This window comes from Ruegeria sp. BG7 (assembly GCF_056535685.1).
Genome location: NZ_JBQFIU010000001.1, coordinates 3,198,486 through 3,215,417 on the forward strand (window position 1 = coordinate 3,198,486; position 16,932 = coordinate 3,215,417).

The 16,932-nt window shown below is 57.3% G+C and carries 16 protein-coding genes; 4 read left to right on the plus strand and 12 right to left on the minus strand.

The annotated features are described in order from the left end of the window. The first annotated feature begins 1 nt into the window (after window position 1). On the plus strand, window positions 2–1,318 hold the full coding sequence (locus ACR3EH_RS15810) for an MATE family efflux transporter (protein WP_171186182.1): 1,317 nt from the start codon (window positions 2–4) through the stop codon (window positions 1,316–1,318). Here ACR3EH_RS15810 and arsC read toward each other — a convergent pair. From arsC to ACR3EH_RS15830, 4 genes are read right to left on the minus strand one after another with little or no spacing between them, the layout of a single operon-like run. Continuing rightward, window positions 1,315–1,656 (minus strand): arsenate reductase (glutaredoxin), encoded by a 342-nt coding sequence (arsC, locus tag ACR3EH_RS15815; RefSeq protein WP_171186180.1) that lies wholly within the window; start codon window positions 1,654–1,656, stop codon window positions 1,315–1,317. The two genes, ACR3EH_RS15810 and arsC, sit on opposite strands and share 4 nt — an antisense overlap. Then, on the minus strand, window positions 1,653–2,711 hold the full coding sequence (locus ACR3EH_RS15820) for a quinone-dependent dihydroorotate dehydrogenase (RefSeq protein WP_171186178.1): 1,059 nt from the start codon (window positions 2,709–2,711) through the stop codon (window positions 1,653–1,655). Before ACR3EH_RS15820 ends, arsC begins: the two co-directional genes overlap by 4 nt. Further along, entirely contained in the window at window positions 2,708–3,139 is a 432-nt protein-coding gene (locus ACR3EH_RS15825) for a DUF1330 domain-containing protein (protein WP_171091059.1), read from the minus strand. The genes ACR3EH_RS15820 and ACR3EH_RS15825 overlap by 4 nt, the downstream gene beginning before the upstream one ends. Continuing rightward, window positions 3,136–3,474: a DUF952 domain-containing protein gene (locus ACR3EH_RS15830; RefSeq protein ID WP_171091057.1), complete on the minus strand. Its 339-nt coding sequence runs from the start codon at window positions 3,472–3,474 to the stop codon at window positions 3,136–3,138. Before ACR3EH_RS15830 ends, ACR3EH_RS15825 begins: the two co-directional genes overlap by 4 nt. A gap of 107 nt (window positions 3,475–3,581) precedes the next feature. Between ACR3EH_RS15830 and ACR3EH_RS15835 the strand changes: the two genes are divergently transcribed. Beyond that, a complete protein-coding gene (locus ACR3EH_RS15835; RefSeq protein ID WP_171091055.1) occupies window positions 3,582–5,165 on the plus strand; it encodes a bifunctional metallophosphatase/5'-nucleotidase in 1,584 nt (527 codons plus the stop codon). A 64-nt stretch (window positions 5,166–5,229) separates the two neighbouring features. Here the strand turns inward: ACR3EH_RS15835 and ACR3EH_RS15840 are convergent, their stop codons facing one another. Continuing rightward, window positions 5,230–6,882 carry a tetratricopeptide repeat-containing sulfotransferase family protein gene (locus ACR3EH_RS15840; RefSeq protein WP_171186176.1) on the minus strand — a complete coding sequence of 551 codons (1,653 nt, stop codon included), beginning with the start codon at window positions 6,880–6,882 and terminating at the stop codon, window positions 5,230–5,232. A 54-nt stretch (window positions 6,883–6,936) separates the two neighbouring features. Between ACR3EH_RS15840 and ACR3EH_RS15845 the strand changes: the two genes are divergently transcribed. Together ACR3EH_RS15845 and mnmH are read left to right on the plus strand one after the other, a co-directional pair. After that, complete coding sequence (locus ACR3EH_RS15845) at window positions 6,937–7,602, plus strand: SOS response-associated peptidase (protein ID WP_171186251.1); 666 nt, start codon at window positions 6,937–6,939, stop codon at window positions 7,600–7,602. Window positions 7,603–7,649: 47 nt separating this feature from the next. Beyond that, entirely contained in the window at window positions 7,650–8,702 is a 1,053-nt protein-coding gene (gene mnmH / locus ACR3EH_RS15850) for a tRNA 2-selenouridine(34) synthase MnmH (RefSeq protein ID WP_171186174.1), read from the plus strand. Here mnmH and selD read toward each other — a convergent pair. From selD to ACR3EH_RS15885, 7 genes are read right to left on the minus strand one after another with little or no spacing between them, the layout of a single operon-like run. After that, window positions 8,693–10,852 (minus strand): selenide, water dikinase SelD, encoded by a 2,160-nt coding sequence (selD, locus tag ACR3EH_RS15855; RefSeq protein WP_171186172.1) that lies wholly within the window; start codon window positions 10,850–10,852, stop codon window positions 8,693–8,695. The genes mnmH and selD overlap by 10 nt on opposite strands. Before the next feature lie 4 nt (window positions 10,853–10,856). Further along, window positions 10,857–11,243, minus strand: a complete 387-nt coding sequence (locus ACR3EH_RS15860) for a Na+/H+ antiporter subunit G (RefSeq protein WP_171091048.1) — start codon at window positions 11,241–11,243, stop codon at window positions 10,857–10,859. 7 nt (window positions 11,244–11,250) lie between these two features. Beyond that, on the minus strand, window positions 11,251–11,523 hold the full coding sequence (locus tag ACR3EH_RS15865) for a K+/H+ antiporter subunit F (RefSeq protein ID WP_174825372.1): 273 nt from the start codon (window positions 11,521–11,523) through the stop codon (window positions 11,251–11,253). After that, window positions 11,520–12,017, minus strand: a complete 498-nt coding sequence (locus ACR3EH_RS15870; protein ID WP_171091225.1) for a Na+/H+ antiporter subunit E — start codon at window positions 12,015–12,017, stop codon at window positions 11,520–11,522. The genes ACR3EH_RS15865 and ACR3EH_RS15870 overlap by 4 nt, the downstream gene beginning before the upstream one ends. Beyond that, complete coding sequence (locus ACR3EH_RS15875; RefSeq protein WP_171186170.1) at window positions 12,017–13,561, minus strand: monovalent cation/H+ antiporter subunit D; 1,545 nt, start codon at window positions 13,559–13,561, stop codon at window positions 12,017–12,019. Before ACR3EH_RS15875 ends, ACR3EH_RS15870 begins: the two co-directional genes overlap by 1 nt. Next, window positions 13,558–13,917 (minus strand): Na+/H+ antiporter subunit C, encoded by a 360-nt coding sequence (locus ACR3EH_RS15880; protein ID WP_170751150.1) that lies wholly within the window; start codon window positions 13,915–13,917, stop codon window positions 13,558–13,560. The genes ACR3EH_RS15875 and ACR3EH_RS15880 overlap by 4 nt, the downstream gene beginning before the upstream one ends. Next, a complete protein-coding gene (locus ACR3EH_RS15885) occupies window positions 13,917–16,787 on the minus strand; it encodes a monovalent cation/H+ antiporter subunit A (protein WP_171676146.1) in 2,871 nt (956 codons plus the stop codon). Before ACR3EH_RS15885 ends, ACR3EH_RS15880 begins: the two co-directional genes overlap by 1 nt. Window positions 16,788–16,932 lie beyond the last annotated feature (145 nt).

Below are 16,932 nucleotides of genomic sequence, written 5' to 3' on the forward strand. Positions count from 1 at the left end.
GATGCAGGACGCGTCGGCGCCCATCACGCACAGACGGGTGCTGAAGATCGCAGTCCCGATCGTGCTGTCGAACGCGACCGTGCCCATTCTTGGCGCGGTAGACACGGGCGTAGTCGGTCAAATGGGGCAGGCCGCACCTATCGGTGCCGTGGGTATGGGCGCGGTTATACTGGCTTCGATCTACTGGATCTTCGGGTTTCTGCGCATGGGCACGACTGGCCTGGCTGCGCAGGCGCGCGGGGCAGGTGACATCGCTGAAACAAGGGCTTTGCTGATTCGAGGGCTTCTGCTGGGCGCGGCAGCGGGCGTGGTCTTTGTCCTCGCGCAGGCGGCAGTCTTTGCTGGGGCATTTGCCCTGTCGCCTGCCAGCCCCGAGGTTGAGTCACTGACGCGCGCCTACCTTGAGATTCGCATCTGGGGTGCTCCGGCCACGATTGCGCTGTATGCCGTGACCGGATGGCTGATCGCCGTTGAACGCACACGTGGCGTTTTCATTCTGCAAATCTGGATGAACGGGCTGAATATCATTCTGGACCTTTGGTTTGTTCTGGGGCTGGGATGGGGCGTCGAGGGTGTCGCTGTGGCCACCCTGATTGCCGAGTGGACAGGTTTAGCGCTGGGCTTGTGGCTGTGCCGGGATGGATTCGAAGGCAAAATCTGGCGTGACCGGGCTCGGATCTTCGATGCCGCGCGCCTGCGTCGAATGATGCAGGTCAACGGTGACATCATGATCCGTTCCGTCCTTTTAACAGGCTCGTTCACGACCTTTTTGTTTGTCGGCGCGGATCTGGGCGACGTGACCCTGGCCGCCAATCAGGTTCTTCTGCAATTCCTTGAGATCACAGCCTTCGCCCTGGACGGGTTCGCCTTTTCGGCCGAGGCTTTGGTCGGTGGCGCAGTTGGTGCGCGGGATCGGCACCAGCTGCGACGCGCCAGTATCATGGCATCGCAATGGGGGCTTGGTGGAGCCATATTACTGGGGGCTGTGTTCTTCCTGGCTGGCCCGGCCCTGATTGATCTGATGTCAACCTCGCCCGAGGTGCGTTTGGCCAGCCGCGACTACCTGTTCTGGGCGGCATTGGCCCCGATTATTGGTGTGGCCAGTTGGATGTTCGATGGCATCTACATTGGTGCCACCTGGACCCGGGCCATGCGCAACGCAATGATTCAATCCGTGGCGATCTATGTAATCGCGCTGTTCATTTTAGTGCCGAGCCTCGGAAATCACGGTCTGTGGGCCGCGCTTATGGTTCTGAACATCGCGCGGGGTGTGACGATGGGCTGGCGCTATCCCAAGCTGGAAGCGCAAGTGGCTTAGAGCAGTGTCAGCAGGTTCTCAGGTGGACGCCCGATGGCGGCTTTGTCCCCGGCAATGGCAAGGGGGCGTTCGATCAGGATCGCGTTTTCCGCCATGGCGCGGATCAAGTCGTCATCTGATGCGGTCTTTGTCAGCCCCAATTCCTTGAACCGTTTTTCACCGGTGCGCACCATATCAATCACAGGCAATCCCAGTGAAACGTGCGCGGCCCGTACTTCGTCTGCTGAGGGCACATCTTCAAGGTATTTTCGCAGTTTGATCTTTGCGCCATTTCCCTCTAACAGCACCAGCCCGGCGCGGGATTTGGAACAGCGGGGGTTGTGCCAGTATTCGATCACAGCCAGTCCTCTCGTTTGCTGCCCACGGCCTGGGCAACGCTGTCAAAGCCATCGCGGGCCAGCAATTGATCCAGCCCATGCGCGATATCAGCAGCAAGTGAGATCCCACCGTAAACCATGGCGGTATAGAACTGTACAGCAAACGCCCCGGCGCAGATCTTGGCGTAAGCTTGCTCGGCATTGCTGATGCCGCCGACGCCGATCAGCGGGATTGCTCCATCGGTCAACTGGCTCAGCTTCGCCAGCACACGGGTGGATTTTTCGAACAAAGGCGCGCCAGACAATCCTCCGGTTTCCCCTTTATGCGCGCTAAGCAACCCGTCGCGCGACAGGGTGGTGTTGGTGGCAATCACCGCATCCACGCGGGTTTCGCGAGCGACCTCAGCAATGTCCTGCAATTCCGGTTCAGTCAGATCAGGCGCAATTTTCAGAAAGATCGGAAGCGGGCGGGGCAGAGCATGGCGTGTTTCGATCACACCATTCAACAGCGCGGTCAGCGCGGCCTTGCCCTGCAAATCGCGCAGTTTTTCCGTGTTCGGTGACGATACGTTTACGGTGGCAAAATCCAGATGTGCCGCGCAATGGGCCAGAACTTTCGCAAAATCACCAGCGCGGTCTTCGCTGTCTTTATTGGCCCCAAGGTTCAGGCCGATCACTGCGTCTTTGGGGCGCTCTGCCAGCCGTTTGGCCATCACCTCCATGCCTTCGTTGTTGAAACCAAAGCGGTTGATGGCTGCCTTGTCCTCGGTCAGACGAAACAGGCGTGGTTTGGGGTTTCCCGGCTGCGGAAGGGGCGTGACGGCGCCCACCTCAATAAAGCCAAACCCGGCGCGCGATAGGGGGGCGAGAACCTCGCCATTTTTGTCAAAACCAGCGGCCAGACCGACTGGGTTGGGCAGATCCAACCCCGCCACTTTGGTTTTCAGGCGCGGTGTCGTCACCGGTCCCGGCGCGGGTGTCAGCCCGGACTTCAACGCCATGATCGACATGCCATGCGCAGCTTCGGGATCCATGCGGTGCAGGGCGCTCAGCCCCAGTTTTTCAATCAGCTTCATCCGAAGGCCTTTCCGCTTTCCCCGGATCCACACCGGATCAGGCGCGAGGTTTCGACTGCAGCCTGACGGTGGATGACCGCGGCCCGGTACACTGGGTCTGTCACCATTTCAAGGAACGCGTGCGCGGTCGGATAGCGGGCGATAAAGACGGCATCCCAGACCTCATCAACCGGTCCGATGAGAGTTGTTTCAAACACCCCACGCCACAAAATACTTGCCCCGATACGCGCAATAATCGGGGCGGTTTCAGCACCGTATTTCTGATAGGCTTCTGCACCTGTCAGCCCCGCGCCTGCCAATTCATGCGACGCGGGATACTGTGCTACGGCCCGGAATTTAACCAGATTGAGCATTTCGATCGGCTGATTGCGATCCAGCGCTTTGAATGCTTCGAACTGATCCCGATCCGGGTCGATAAAGGATGTCATTCCATGTCCTCGGGGAACTGGTGCACAGCACCGTCAAATGGCAGAGGGCGCGACCAGACAACGTCGCCAAGCCGGATCTGGCGATAGAGATGCGGGAACAGGGCACCGTCCCGAGAAACTTCCCATTTCAGATCGTCGCCCATGGCGTCGGCATTACAGGCCAGTAACGTCAGATCATCCACACCTGCGAAGTGTTTCGCCGCCGTCTCAGCAGCTTGTTCAGCCGTTGAAAAATGGACAAAGCCATCGGTGACATCAATTGGGGCGCCATCTGTTGCGCCCTTGTCTTGCAGGGCGGCCCATTCATCGGCCCGGAAAATTTTGTAAATCAGCATATCGATCTGATGCCCCGCGCGGCGTTCGGAATCAAGCCGGATTTCCTCTTTGACTCTCGCTCTCCATAAGCGCACGATCTTTGAAAATATAAACAGGGAGATTCAGTATGTTGACCCGATTCTTGGCGTCTGCTGCAATTCTTGGCCTAACTGCCGGTATGGCGGCGGCCGAATATAAGTTAACCATTCTGCACACCAACGACATTCACAGCCGCATCGAGTCGATCAATAAATACGACTCAACTTGCGACGCTGAGGATGAAGCGGAAGGCAAATGTTTTGGCGGGGTTGCGCGCCTCAAGACGATCGTTGATTCCCGTCGTGATGCGCTGGCGGATCAGAATGTTCTGCTGCTGGACGCAGGCGATCCTTTCCAAGGGTCGTTGTTCTACACCACTTACAAGGGCGCAGCAGAAGCCGAGTTTATGGAAGCGATCGGCTATGACGTCATGGCCGTGGGGAACCACGAATTCGACGACGGCCCTGAAGGTTTGGCATCGTTCATTGAAACGGTCAGCTTCCCGGTGATTTCAGGCAATCTGGACCTGTCATCGTCGGCCGAGCTAAACGGCAAGGTTGAAAACCATGTTGTGCTTGATATCGGCGGCCAGAAAGTCGGTATCATCTCGGCGCTCGCCACGGATACGGTTGAGACGTCCAGCCCCGGCAAGGACGTTGTGTTTCAGGACGAGATCGAAAGCCTGAAGGCGGATGTGGCGGCACTGCAGGATGAAGGCGTCAACATCATCATCGCCTTGAACCATGTGGGTCTGGCCAAGGATCTTGAGATCGCAGCGCAGGTTCCGGGCCTCGATCTGGTGGTCGGTGGTCATTCGCATACTCTGTTGTCGAACACGCAGGAGGGCGCGGCCGGGTCGTATCCGATGATGGTTGGTGACGTGCCGGTGGTTCAGGCTTACGCGTATTCAAAATACCTGGGCGAGATCACCCTGACCTTTGACGACGACGGCAATCTGATTGCAGCCGAGGGCGAACCCATTCTTCTGGACGCCTCGGTCACGCCTGACGCTGACATCGCTGCCCGCGTGGCCGAAATGGGTGCGCCGATTGAAGAGATGAAGCAACGCGTTGTTGCAAACTCAGGCGCAGCAATTCAGGGCGACAGGTCGATCTGCCGTGTGCAGGAATGTGAAATGGGTAACCTTGTGGCCGACGCGATGCTGGCCCGTGTCGCCGATCAGGGGGCGCAGATTGCAATTGCCAACTCAGGTGGCCTGCGTGCGTCTATCGACGAGGGTGATGTAACCATGGGCGAAGTGCTGACGGTTCTGCCGTTCCAGAACACGCTGTCCACTTTTGAGATCACCGGCCAGACCGTCATCGACGCGTTGGAAAATGGAGTCAGTCAGGTTGAAGAGGTAAAAGGCCGCTTTCCGCAAGTTGCGGGCCTGAGCTTTACCTGGGATCCTAGCGTGGCCCCGAACGAAGGCCGCATCAGCGAAGTCATGGTGGCCGAAGGTGACGGATTTGTTCCGATTGATCCGAACAAGACTTACCTTGTTGTGACCAACAACTATGTGCGCAACGGTGGCGATGGTTATTCGATGTTCGAAGGTGACGACAAGAATGCCTATGACTTCGGCCCCGATCTGGCCGATGTCACAGCCGAATATCTAGCGGAAAACGCGCCGTATCAGCCCTATCTGGACGGGCGTATCAAGCAGAAGTAAATTCTGCCACCTGAAACAAGAAAGCCGCATCCGGGTGATGCGGCTTTTTCTGTTTCACGGCCTGTCAGCTGAAATCGTATTCCGGCCAAAGCGATGGGTCCAAGTCGTCCAGCATAGGGCGCAAATGTTCGGAGACGCTCTGCCATCCACCAATGGATTTGGTTGAGATTTTATTGCGAACCTGATCGATGCTAGCTGTTCTGACCTGTTTGGTGTTTTGCTCGGGTCGCATCATGGCCTCGCTCCATTCAATGCCGCAAAACGCGGCGACCTGTTTGCTGTAGGTCTCCGGGTCGGCCACCAGCTTCTCATAAGGAATGGTCAGGATGTTTTCGCCAAACACGGACTGCCAATGCGCCATGTACTGGCGGTACAAGTTCGCCGAATGAGCAATCGACCGCAGATTTGACGCATAGCGCATCCCGCCTGCAGGAAAGCGGCGAATCCACTTGGACAAGCCGACATCGCGGGGATCTCGCAGCATGTTGATTATCTTGGCATTTGGGAACGCGGCCAGCAGGAACCCCACTCGCTGAAAATTGTGGGGCATCTTGTCGACAAAGGCGACCGAATCCGCGGGGATTGGCGGCATTAGCTTACGGAATTCCTGCGCAAATTCGGTTGCCTTCGCGGCGGTGAAAGCGTTTTTACCGTTCTCGAAGTCTTGGGATAAGTCCGCGCCCAGCATTAACTCGCCACACCCAGCAATATGTGGCGCAGAACTAAGCATCATTTCCATCAGTGTGGTACCAGACCGCGGCTGCCCAAGTACAAAGATCGGTACCGGTGAATCGTTGTTGTCAGAGGTTTGAATGTCTTCGCCGAGCGGGAACAGGCTTGTGATATTGCGAAGTTTTTTCTCTTCTGCAGCAAAGTTATATGGATTGCCGTCGTGCTGAATCGCATTGGCGTAAGCAAATTGCGACAGCGCCGCTTCCAGACCATCGGTTTGGGAAATCAGATGCGCTTTGGCGAACTCAAGCTCCACCAGCACGTTCTCGTTACTGGCGATAGCGATCTCAACTGCGTCCATCAGGTTCACCGCATCCTCCTTGCCGACCATTGTCGACAATTGCAGCAATGTCGGGGCGTGCTCAGGATTTTCCTCAAGGATACGGTGTAGAATCTCGGTAGATGCTTCTTTATCGCCGCTTTGGTGCAGATTTACGGATTTCTGGAAGGAGATCTTAATATTGTTCGGGTCCAGTTCATAGGCACGCGCAATATCACGGGAGTTTTCATCGACAAATCCAATCTTGGAATAGGCTCGGGCCCGCTTGGTCAACAAATCAGCATTGTCGGGGTCATTGGCCAGCTTGTTGGTTGCGTGTTCAATGATCGAACGCCACGATGTACCTTTGAGGTGTATCTCATCCAGAACTCGGTTCAGTTCCTTGTTGTTGGGGAACTGTTCCAATTTTTGTTCGGTGTATTCCAGCGCTTTGGGAAACTGGCCGATCTGCATCAGAGCGTTGGCGAGGTTTTCCACGAATTGCGGATCATCCGGTTTCATCCGCGAGGCTTCGACGAAATGCGGAATGGATTTCTTGTATTGTTTCATCTCGGTCAGAACAAAACCGGCGATGGCGTGAAAGTCCGAGTCCTTGGGGAATTTCTTGACGCCTAGCTGCGCCTTTTTCAAAGCCTGTGGCAACTTTTCTGCTTCCAGAAGGGAAATCGCTTTGCTCTTGAGGGATTGAGTCGTTTGGTTTTTCATGTGACCCGTAAGATCCTGCGCCTGTATCAAGAATGTATCGATGGTTCATTACCCATGTGTGGACGGTTTGCAATAACTCTTCCCAATGACGCCATGGCGCAGCTGTTTTCTGCACGGCCGGCAAATACGCTGCCAGCAGTTCCAAACTTCAATGTTTGTCCGACAAATCAGGTACATGTGGTGCGCAGCGGTGAAACAGGCCGCCATCTGGACGGTTTGCGTTGGGGATTTCTGCCACACTGGTACAAATCTGAAACGGCTGGCCCGTTGTTGATCAATGCGCGGTCCGAGACTTTGGCGAAAAAACCAGCCTTTCGTGAAGCCTGCCGGTCGCGCCGCTGCCTGATCGCGGCCACCGGGTTCTACGAATGGACGAAAACCGATCAGGGCACCCGACTGCCGTGGTACATCCATCGCAAGGATGGAGCCCCGATTGCCTTCGCGGGCGTCTGGCAGGATTGGGGACCACAGGAAAGCCGACAAGGCACCTGCGCTATCGTGACCACAGGTGCAAATGAAAATCTCAAGACAATACACCACCGGATGCCCTTGATCCTTGAGCCTGAAGACTGGCCATTGTGGCTGGGCGAGTCGGGGAAAGGTGCCGCACGGTTGATGCAGCCGGGTGACGAGGGCGTGCTGGCCTACCACCGCGTCGACCCGACGGTGAATTCCAACCGGGCCAGCGGACCCGAACTGATTGAACCTTTCGACGGCTAAGGGCGCATGACCTTTTCTTTCGAAACTCGGCAAGCTAGACCACTGGTATGGCTTTGAAATTCCCTGATCTGACCAAGCTTCACGCGCACAACTTTGATACGGTTATCGACGTGCGCAGCCCGGCCGAGTATGCCGAGGATCATTTGCCGGGTGCTATAAATCTACCGGTTCTGAACAACGAAGAGCGCGCTCGGGTTGGGACCATCTATGTTCAGGAAAGCCCGTTTTTGGCGCGCAAACTGGGGGCCGCGCTTGTGTTCCGCAATGCGGCCAATCACATCGAACAGCGCCTCAGCCATCACGCGGGTAGTTGGAGACCATTGGTCTATTGCTGGCGCGGTGGTCAACGTTCTGGTTCGTTCACCTGGATGTTGCAGCAAATCGGTTGGCGCGCTGACGTGGTCGAAGGCGGCTATCGCACGTACCGCCGGTTGGTGAATGCGTATTTGTACGACGATCCACTACCGCATCGATTGATCGCCCTGGATGGCTATACCGGAACGGCCAAGACGGATCTGTTGGCTCTGTTGCAAAGGTGTGGCGTTCAGGTTCTGGACCTTGAGGCATTGGCCAATCACCGGGGATCTTTGCTGGGGGAAAGGCCAGGCGGACAGCCCGCGCAAAAGGCGTTTGAATCGGCATTGTCCAGCGCGCTGTGCGCAATGGATCCAGCGCGCCCTGTTGTGGTCGAAGCGGAATCTTCGAAAATCGGCAGTCTGATCCTGCCGCCCAGCCTTTGGACCGCGCTATGCGCGGCCCCCAGGGTGCAAATCACAGCACCGATTGAAGCGCGCGCCGCCTATCTGGTGAGGGCCTATGACGACATCCTGTCTGACAGTGATCGTTTGCGGGATCGGCTTTCTCCGCTGCGTTTTCATCGCGGACATGACGTTGTCGATGGGTGGATGCACCTGATCGATGCGGATGAAAAACACGCGCTGACACAGGCGTTGATGGAACAGCACTATGATCCGGCCTACACCAAATCACGGCGGTCGCGGTCCGTACAGGTACTGGCCAACATCAACATTGCGACATTGGACGATGACGGCCTTGCAACGGCAGCGTCTCAAATCGAAAGCCTGTTGAATCAGCTTTGAAGGCGCATGCCCGGAGTATCAGTCAATTCGCCAATGATTACGGCGGGGTACCCTGCGGCCTTCAAGTCCTGAATCAGTGCATCGGCCGCTGCCGCATCGACAGCCGCCAGCAAACCCCCAGCCGTTTGCGGATCGAACAACAAAGCGGCTTTGCCTTCGGCGGGCAGGCCCATGGCAATAGCCCGGTTGTCGGCAAAGATCGTTGACCGCATACCTTGTTCAGACAGCTCCAGCGCACCATCCATCACCTCAATCGCGTCCAGATCAAGCACGGCACCGCAGCCTGAGGCGTCGCAGATACCTTGCAGGTGTCCGGCTAATCCAAACCCGGTCACATCCGTCATCGCATGGGCTTTGGCCATAATACGTGCCGCCTCTCCCTGCGGTTGGGTCATCTGCTGGTAGGCCGCTGCGACCCAGGCTCCGTCCGCTAGACCGGCCATTTCCGCAGCCATCATAACGCCGCTGCCCAAGGGCTTGGTCAGGATCAGACGGTCCCCCGGTTGCCCACCCGCCAATGTTACAGGAGGCGTTTCACAAAGGCCGGTTATCGTAAAGCCGATGGTCATCTCGTCGCCCATGGAACTGTGCCCACCCACGATCTCGGCCCCGGCCTCTTTCATCACCTTGCCTGCGACTGCCATGATTTCTGCCATGGTGCGGCCTTGAAGACTGGCGGACATACGAGGCAGGATGATCGTCGCCGTTGCGGCCTGAGGCGTTGCTCCCATGGCCCAGATATCCCCCAAGGCGTGCACAGCAGCAATGCGCGCCATAAGGGCGGGATCATTGGTGAAAGCCCGCAGGTGATCCGAGGTCATGACTTGCTGAACGCCACCCGCCTGTAACAAAGCCGCATCATCGCCGGGCAGGGGGGTGATGTCTGATCGGACAGGCGCGGGTTGCAATTTCAGAGCGGTCTGCAACGCGTCGCGCCCGACTTTGGCCCCGCATCCTCCGCACATTAGTTTTTCCCCAAGCGTCTCATCCAGCCCAAAGGCCCGGTCGCGTGGTAATGCTGGAAGCTTCATCTGCGGCAGGTTTCGAAACCTATTCATGAAGGTTTGGTCAATGTGGTTCTTCCATTTCCACATGATCGGACCGCTGAAGGATGTCCCCAAACGTTCACCAAGCGCGGATTTGCCGCCCAAAGAAATCAGTTTGAGGTAATCCTTCTGCGGGACATACCTGCGAATCCGTCCCGCCCCCAGCGCGGCACGCAGATTATCAAAAAGAACGGGCGCTTCGCGCACCGCGTAAACGCCTGCCTTGGGGCGCGGATTATCCGACAGGTGGGCGCAATCTCCGGCTGCAAAAACAGCGGGGTCGCTGGATTGAAGATGGCCGTTCACCCGGATGTACCCGTCCTGCAGATCCAGCCCGGTATGTGCGATCCAGTCATAAGGGCGCGCCCCGGCGGCTCCGGTGACGAAATCTGCAGGTATTGCGCGGCCGTCCTTCAGTTCCACGCGATCCGCGTCGATCCGGGTGATCACTGCGTTTTCGATGACGTCCACACCCAGATCCTGCATGGCGCGGCGGATCGTGGCCGCCGCCTTGGGTTTGGTGGCCGTCAGGATCGAGGCATTATCGATCAGCGTGATCCGCGCCGCGCGCCCCTTTGCTTTGAGAGCATGGGCCATGGCCATGACCAATTCGGCCCCGGCAACGCCCCCGCCGATCACCGCGACTGACGCAGGGCCATCGTGATTAAGGTAGTCAGCCCACCGCGCAGCAAATCGGCCCAGAGGTTTGGCTGGAATGGCATGTTCGGCAAAGCCCGGCAGAGCGGGCATGTCCGAAGTGATCCCGACATTGACCGACGCCACATCAAACCCGACCGGCGGGTGTCCGGGAACATGCACCTGATGTGCGTCGGTATCGATCCCCTCAACCGCACCCAGAATGACACGAGCGCCTGCGAAGCGCGCGAGTTTCACCAGATCAATGTCCAATTCCCGGCGATCATAATGTCCGGCGACAAATCCGGGTAGCATCCCGGAATATGGCGCGGTTGGACCGGGGTTGATCACTGTCACCCGTGCCCCGGGCAGGGGGTTCATCCCCCATTTCCGCAAAAGCAACGCATGGGTGTGACCTCCGCCAACAAGAACCAGATCGCGGGTTAAAGGTAGCGGAGGTGAGTGCATTGGGTTAATTCGCGCTATGGTCCGGGACGTCCTCGACCTGCTCGACCGCGTGAGTGGCCCAAAGCTCATCCTCACCCGCATCCGGCAAATCGCTGGGCTTTTCATGACGATGAATGTGCCATTTGGCAATGAACAGGGCCGTGATCGGTGCCGTCAGGAACAAGAAAAGCGTGATCAGAAGCTCATGCAATGACAGTTTGCCTTCCAGCAGGACGGAATGCGTGATCGAGGCCAGAAGCACACCGCCCACGCCCAACGTCGTCGCCTTGGTCGGCGCGTGCAGGCGGGACATAGGGTCTTTTAGCTTGATCATGCCGAAGGAACCGACAAAACCGAAGATGCCCGACATGATCAGGAAAACGGCGATCAGAATTTCGACGAGTAATGTCATGCCGCCCTCACTCGATAATGTTGCCGCGCAACATGAAGCGCGCGTAAGCCACAGTTGAGACGAAGCCGAGCATGGCAATGATCATGGCAGCTTCGAAAAAGATTTCGGTGCCCTGATCCAGACCATACAGGATCATCAGGGCGATGGTGTTGATCACCATCGTATCCAGCGCAAGAACGCGGGTACCAACGCCGTCTGCGGTGATGATCCGCCAAAGGCACATCATGATGGCGGCTCCGAAGCAGGCAAAGGCAAACAAGATGGCATATTCCAAAATCATTCGAAAATCTCCTTCAGCCTGCGCTCATAACGCTGCTTGATCTGATCGCGCACCTCTTCAGGGTTGGGGGCGTCAAGACAATGCACCAAAAGGTTATGCCCTTGCGCCGACAGATCGCAGCTGACGGTGCCTGGGGTCATGGTTATGGTGCCCGCCAGAACGGTGATCGCCTCTGGCGTGCGCAGTTCCAACGGGACACAGACCCAGTTGGGTTGGCGGTCGGCATCGCGTTTGAACAGGATAATTCGGGCAACGGTGATGTTTGCAATCACAATGTCCCAAAGCACGACCAGCATGTACTCTGCCACCATCGGCCAATTGCGCAGCTTGGGACGATCCGGCCAGTAGGGCTGCGTAATAAAGGGGATGATGATCCCCAAAATCAGACCAAACACCAAAGAGTTCAAAGACCCGTTATTGGCCAGCAGCACCCAGACGAGCGTCAGCAGAAAAGTCAGATGAGGGTGCGGAAAAATCCGGTGTAGCAGTTTCATCATTCTTCCCTTCCCAATACGGCAGAGATGTAGTTTTCGGGCGCAAACAGCTGAGCTGCGGTCTTGCTTGTGTATTCAAGGGCCGGACCTGCAAACAGGGTCAGCAGGATCAAACCCGCCACCAGTCCAAACACGGCTGTGATCGCAAGGCCGAGTTGCGGTTCTGGGGCGACCGGTGCTGGGACCTCTTCGCCCTGGACAGGCTCTTCGATGGTGACGACCTGCGTGTCGTGGCTTTTCCAGAAGATCAACGTTCCCGCGCGCGCCAGCCCAACGATGGTGACAAAAGATCCGATCAGAATAACAGCCCAGACCGCTGTTGCATCCGATGCATCGCGGGACGCGTCCAGAACCAGCAGTTTGCCGATGAAGCCCGAAAGCGGGGGCATACCTGCCATTGCGATGGCTCCGACAAAGAACAGGGCCGAGATCAGGCCGCTCTGTGGCATCGGTGTTGTGGGTGCGATGGCACCGCCGCGACGTTCCATCACCAGATCCGCCACCAGGAATAACAGCGCAGTCGCAAGCGTCGAGTGGAACACGTAGTAGAGTGCAGCCGCCGTCGCATCTGGCGTGAATTGCGAGATTGCGATCAGCAGCGTACCCATCGAAGCGATGGCGCAAAATGCCACCATGCGGGCTATGTGCTGTGATCCCAATATGCCGACGGCCCCAACGGCCAAGGTCAAAAGCGCGGCAGGTTGCAGCCAATCGCCCACCAAACCTTGCGTCGCTTCGACCTCGGGTCCGAAGGCCAGCGTATACATGCGAATGATCGAGTAAGCACCAACTTTGGTCATGATGGCGAACAAGGCAGCCACGGGTAATGGCGCATTGGCGTAGCTGGCAGGAAGCCAGAAATGCAGCGGCAAAACCGCAGCTTTAATGCAGAAGACCAGCAATAGAAGCACTGCGCCAACCCGCAAAAGGGCGGTGTCCTCGGCGGGGATTTCGGCAACGCGCACAGCGATGTCTGCCATGTTCAGCGTACCGGTGACGCCATAGATTGTCCCCAAGGCAAACAGAAACAGGGTCGAGCCCAAGAGGTTGTAAGCCACATACTGCACGCCCGATTTCAATCGAACCGAACCGCCGCCATGGGTCATCAGCCCGTAGGAGGCGATCAGCAGAACTTCGAAGAACACAAACAGGTTGAACGCGTCGCCGGTCAGGAAAGCTCCGCAAACGCCCATAAGCTGGAAATGGAGCAGTGCGTGGAAATGTTTCCCGCGCTCGTCCCAGCCCGACGCTATGGCATAAAGCACAATGGGTAAGGCCAGCAGCGCGGTCAGCAGAACCATCATGGCTGAGAGCCGATCCAACACCATGACAATACCGAAAGGTGCAGGCCAATTGCCCAACTCGTAGACCAGAATTTCACCACCCGACGCTTGCGCGGTGATGGTCAGGGCAATGCCCAGCAGGGCAATGACACCGGCGACCGAGAAGATGCGCTGCAGGTCCAGATGATACCGCAGGACCATGATGATGAACGGGGCCAGGATCGCGGGAAGGACGATCGGCGCAACGATCCAGTGGTTCATGCGTCTTCTCCCGGGGCGTCCACGCTGTCCTGCGGGCTCATGTCTATATGGTCATCCTTTGAAGACAGGTAGGCCGAAAGGGCAATCATCACGATCACGGCCGTCATCCCGAACGAGATCACGATGGCTGTCAGCACCAGCGCCTGTGGCAGCGGGTCGGTATAGGGCACGTCTTCGTATTTGTTCAGAACGGCTGGCGCATTCAGCGCGAGGCGCCCGGTGGCAAACAAGAAGACGTTCACCGCGTAGGTGATCAGGGACAGGCCAAGAATGACTGGGAATGTCCGGCGACGCAGGATCAGGAAAATCCCGGCGGCGGTCATAATGCCTACGGCAGAGGCTACGAGCGCTTCCATCAGGCCTGCTCCTTCTCTTTATCTTCGTCTTGAGGGGCATCCCGCAGTGGGTTGATATCCATTGGGAATTCCTGCGCCATACCCGGCCGCCACGCAAAGCGCGACAGGCTGTCCAGCGCGAGCATCACCGCCCCAAGAACGGCGAGGAAAACGCCCACGTCAAACAGCATGGCCGTGGCCCATTCGAACTCTTCCAGCGGTGGCCAGTTGATGTAACCGAAATCGCTGGTCAGGAAGGGACGTTCGTTGAACCAGGCCCCCAGGCCGGTCGCGGCTGCAATCAGAACACCCCAGCCGATGGTGCCGTGATAGTAGAACCTTTGTCGTTCGATGGCCCACGTATATCCGCTGGCCATGTATTGCATCAGAAAGGCAATTGCGACGACAAGACCAGCGATGAAACCGCCGCCGGGTTGGTTGTGACCCCGGAAGAAAATGTAGGCGCCAACCATCAGGGCGATGGGCATCATCACACGCGTCGCAACCACCATCATCAGCGGATGAGAATCCCCCGATTGCGGCCAATGCGGTTTTCGGTTCAGAAGATAGCCGCGCACATTCGTGCTCAGAACCGCTTCGGTCAAGGCAAAGATGATCAGAGCCGCGATGCCCAGAACGATGATCTCGCCAAAGGTATCAAAGCCCCGGAAGTCGACCAGAATAACGTTCACCACGTTGGTGCCACCACCGCCCTTGTACGAATTCGCCAGATGGAAGTCCGAGATTGTCGGGAAGGCAAAGTCCCGCAGCATGATCGCGTAAATCAGCGCTCCGGTCCCGATACCCGCGACAACAGAAATCGCAGCATCTCGCCACCGTCGTGCGGCTGAACTGTCCCACGGCGTTTCCGTGGGCAGGAAGTTCAGCGACAGAAGCAGCAGGATCATTGTCACCACCTCGACCGAGATCTGGGTCAGAGCCAGATCCGGTGCAGACAGATAGTTGAAGGCGACCGACACGATCAGGCCGACGACGCCGATCAGGACAAGCGACAACAAACGGTTGCGGTGGAACCACATGATCCCCAAGGTCGCGCCAACCAGACAAATCCAGCCGATGATCGGGATGATCTGCGCAGGCAGCGGAACACGTGTTTCAACGCCAATCGTTCCTGTCGAATAGGCGTAGTAGCCCAGACCGACGGTAAAGGCGACGAAGATGATCGCGTAGCGGCTGAGGACACCGTTGTGCAGCTCATCCGTGATCCATTGGCTGAGGCGGGTGAAGGCGTTGATGATCGCTTCGAAAATGACCTTCGCCTCAGGGCGGGGCAGGGCGTTCCATAGCTGCTCACCGCGTTTGTGCATCGACAGCAGGAACAGGCCACCCAGCGTCGCGACAATCGACATGTACAGTGCCGGCACAAAACCGTGCCACAGCTTCAGCGAGTAGTAGGGCAGCTTTTCTCCGCCGATCACCGCGCTGGACACCACGGCGACCAAGGGGCCGACGATCGCAGCCGAATAGAGGCCGATCAGAATGACCAGCACGACCAGGAAGGCTGGTGCAATCCACAGACCGACGGGTGGATCATGCGGATGCGCAGGGTAGTCGTCGCGCTGCGGGCCGAGGAACACGTGGCTCACGAAACGGAAGGAATAGGCTGCAGAAAACAGCGATGCCAGCAAGGCCAATCCCGGCACCAGATAATGCGAGTTCAGCCATGTCGTGTGGACGGTCTCCTCCAGCATCATCTCTTTCGACAGGAACCCATTTAGCGGCGGCAGGCCCGCCATCGACAGGGCCGCGATGGTGCCGATTGTAAAGGTGATCGGCATCAGATGCCGCAATCCGCCCAATCGCTTGACGTCACGGGTGCCGGTTTCATGGTCAACGATCCCGGCGGTCATGAATAGGGCGGCTTTGAAGGTCGCGTGGTTGATGATGTGAAACACGGCGGCGACAGCTGCGAACTTGGTGCCAAAACCCAGCAGCATGGTGATCAGGCCCAGATGAGAAACGGTCGAAAACGCAAGCAGCGCCTTTAAGTCATCCTTGAACAGAGCAATCACCGCGCCCAACAGCATGGTCACCAGACCAGTGGTGGCGACAATATAGAACCATGCATCCGTCCCGGCCAAAACCGGCCACATCCGCGCCATCAGAAACAGACCGGCTTTAACCATTGTGGCTGAGTGCAGATAGGCCGAAACCGGCGTGGGTGCCGCCATCGCGTGCGGCAACCAGAAATGGAACGGGAACTGGGCCGATTTTGTGAAGGCGCCCAACAGGATCAGGATCAGCGCGGGCAGGTAGTAGGGCGAAGCCTGGATCAGTTCTTTGTTTTGCAGAATGACGCTCAGATCATATGACCCCACGATGTTTCCCAGGATCAGCATCCCGGCAATCATCGCCAACCCGCCGCCACCCGTAACGGCCAGCGCCATACGCGCGCCTTGGCGACCTTCGGGCAGGTGTTTCCAATAGCCGATCAGCAGGAATGAGCTGAGTGACGTAAGCTCCCAGAAAATAAGCAAAAGCAGGATGTTGTCTGACAGAACGATCCCGACCATCGCGCCCTGAAACAGCAGCAGATAGGTATAGAACTGCCCCATCGGATCTTCGCGCGAGAGGTAGAACCGCGCGTACAGGATGATCAGCAGACCGATGCCCAAAATCAGCAGGGCAAACAAAAACCCTAGTCCGTCCAGCATAAAGTTCGCGTTTAAACCAAGTCCCGGAATCCAATCGAACCGTGCAGTAACAACTTCGCCGCGCATGACCGAAGGGATGTGGATCAAAAGCCCCATCAGGGCGAGAAACGTCGTCAATGCCGCTGCGGATGCAGCCGCGTTTCTGCCTGCACGGATCAGAAGAGCAGGGAACACAGCACCAAGGAAAGGAAGGGCCGCGATAAGGAATAGGGACAAGTGCGATACTCCGGTCTGAGCGGTCAGGATGAAGCCAATTTTGTAAGGATATTTTCTTGACTGTCCAGATATTGTAACTTCTTCACAAAATTCTACTGAAACACTCAACTATACTGCAGCTCTGCGAAAAAATGACGCGATCTTG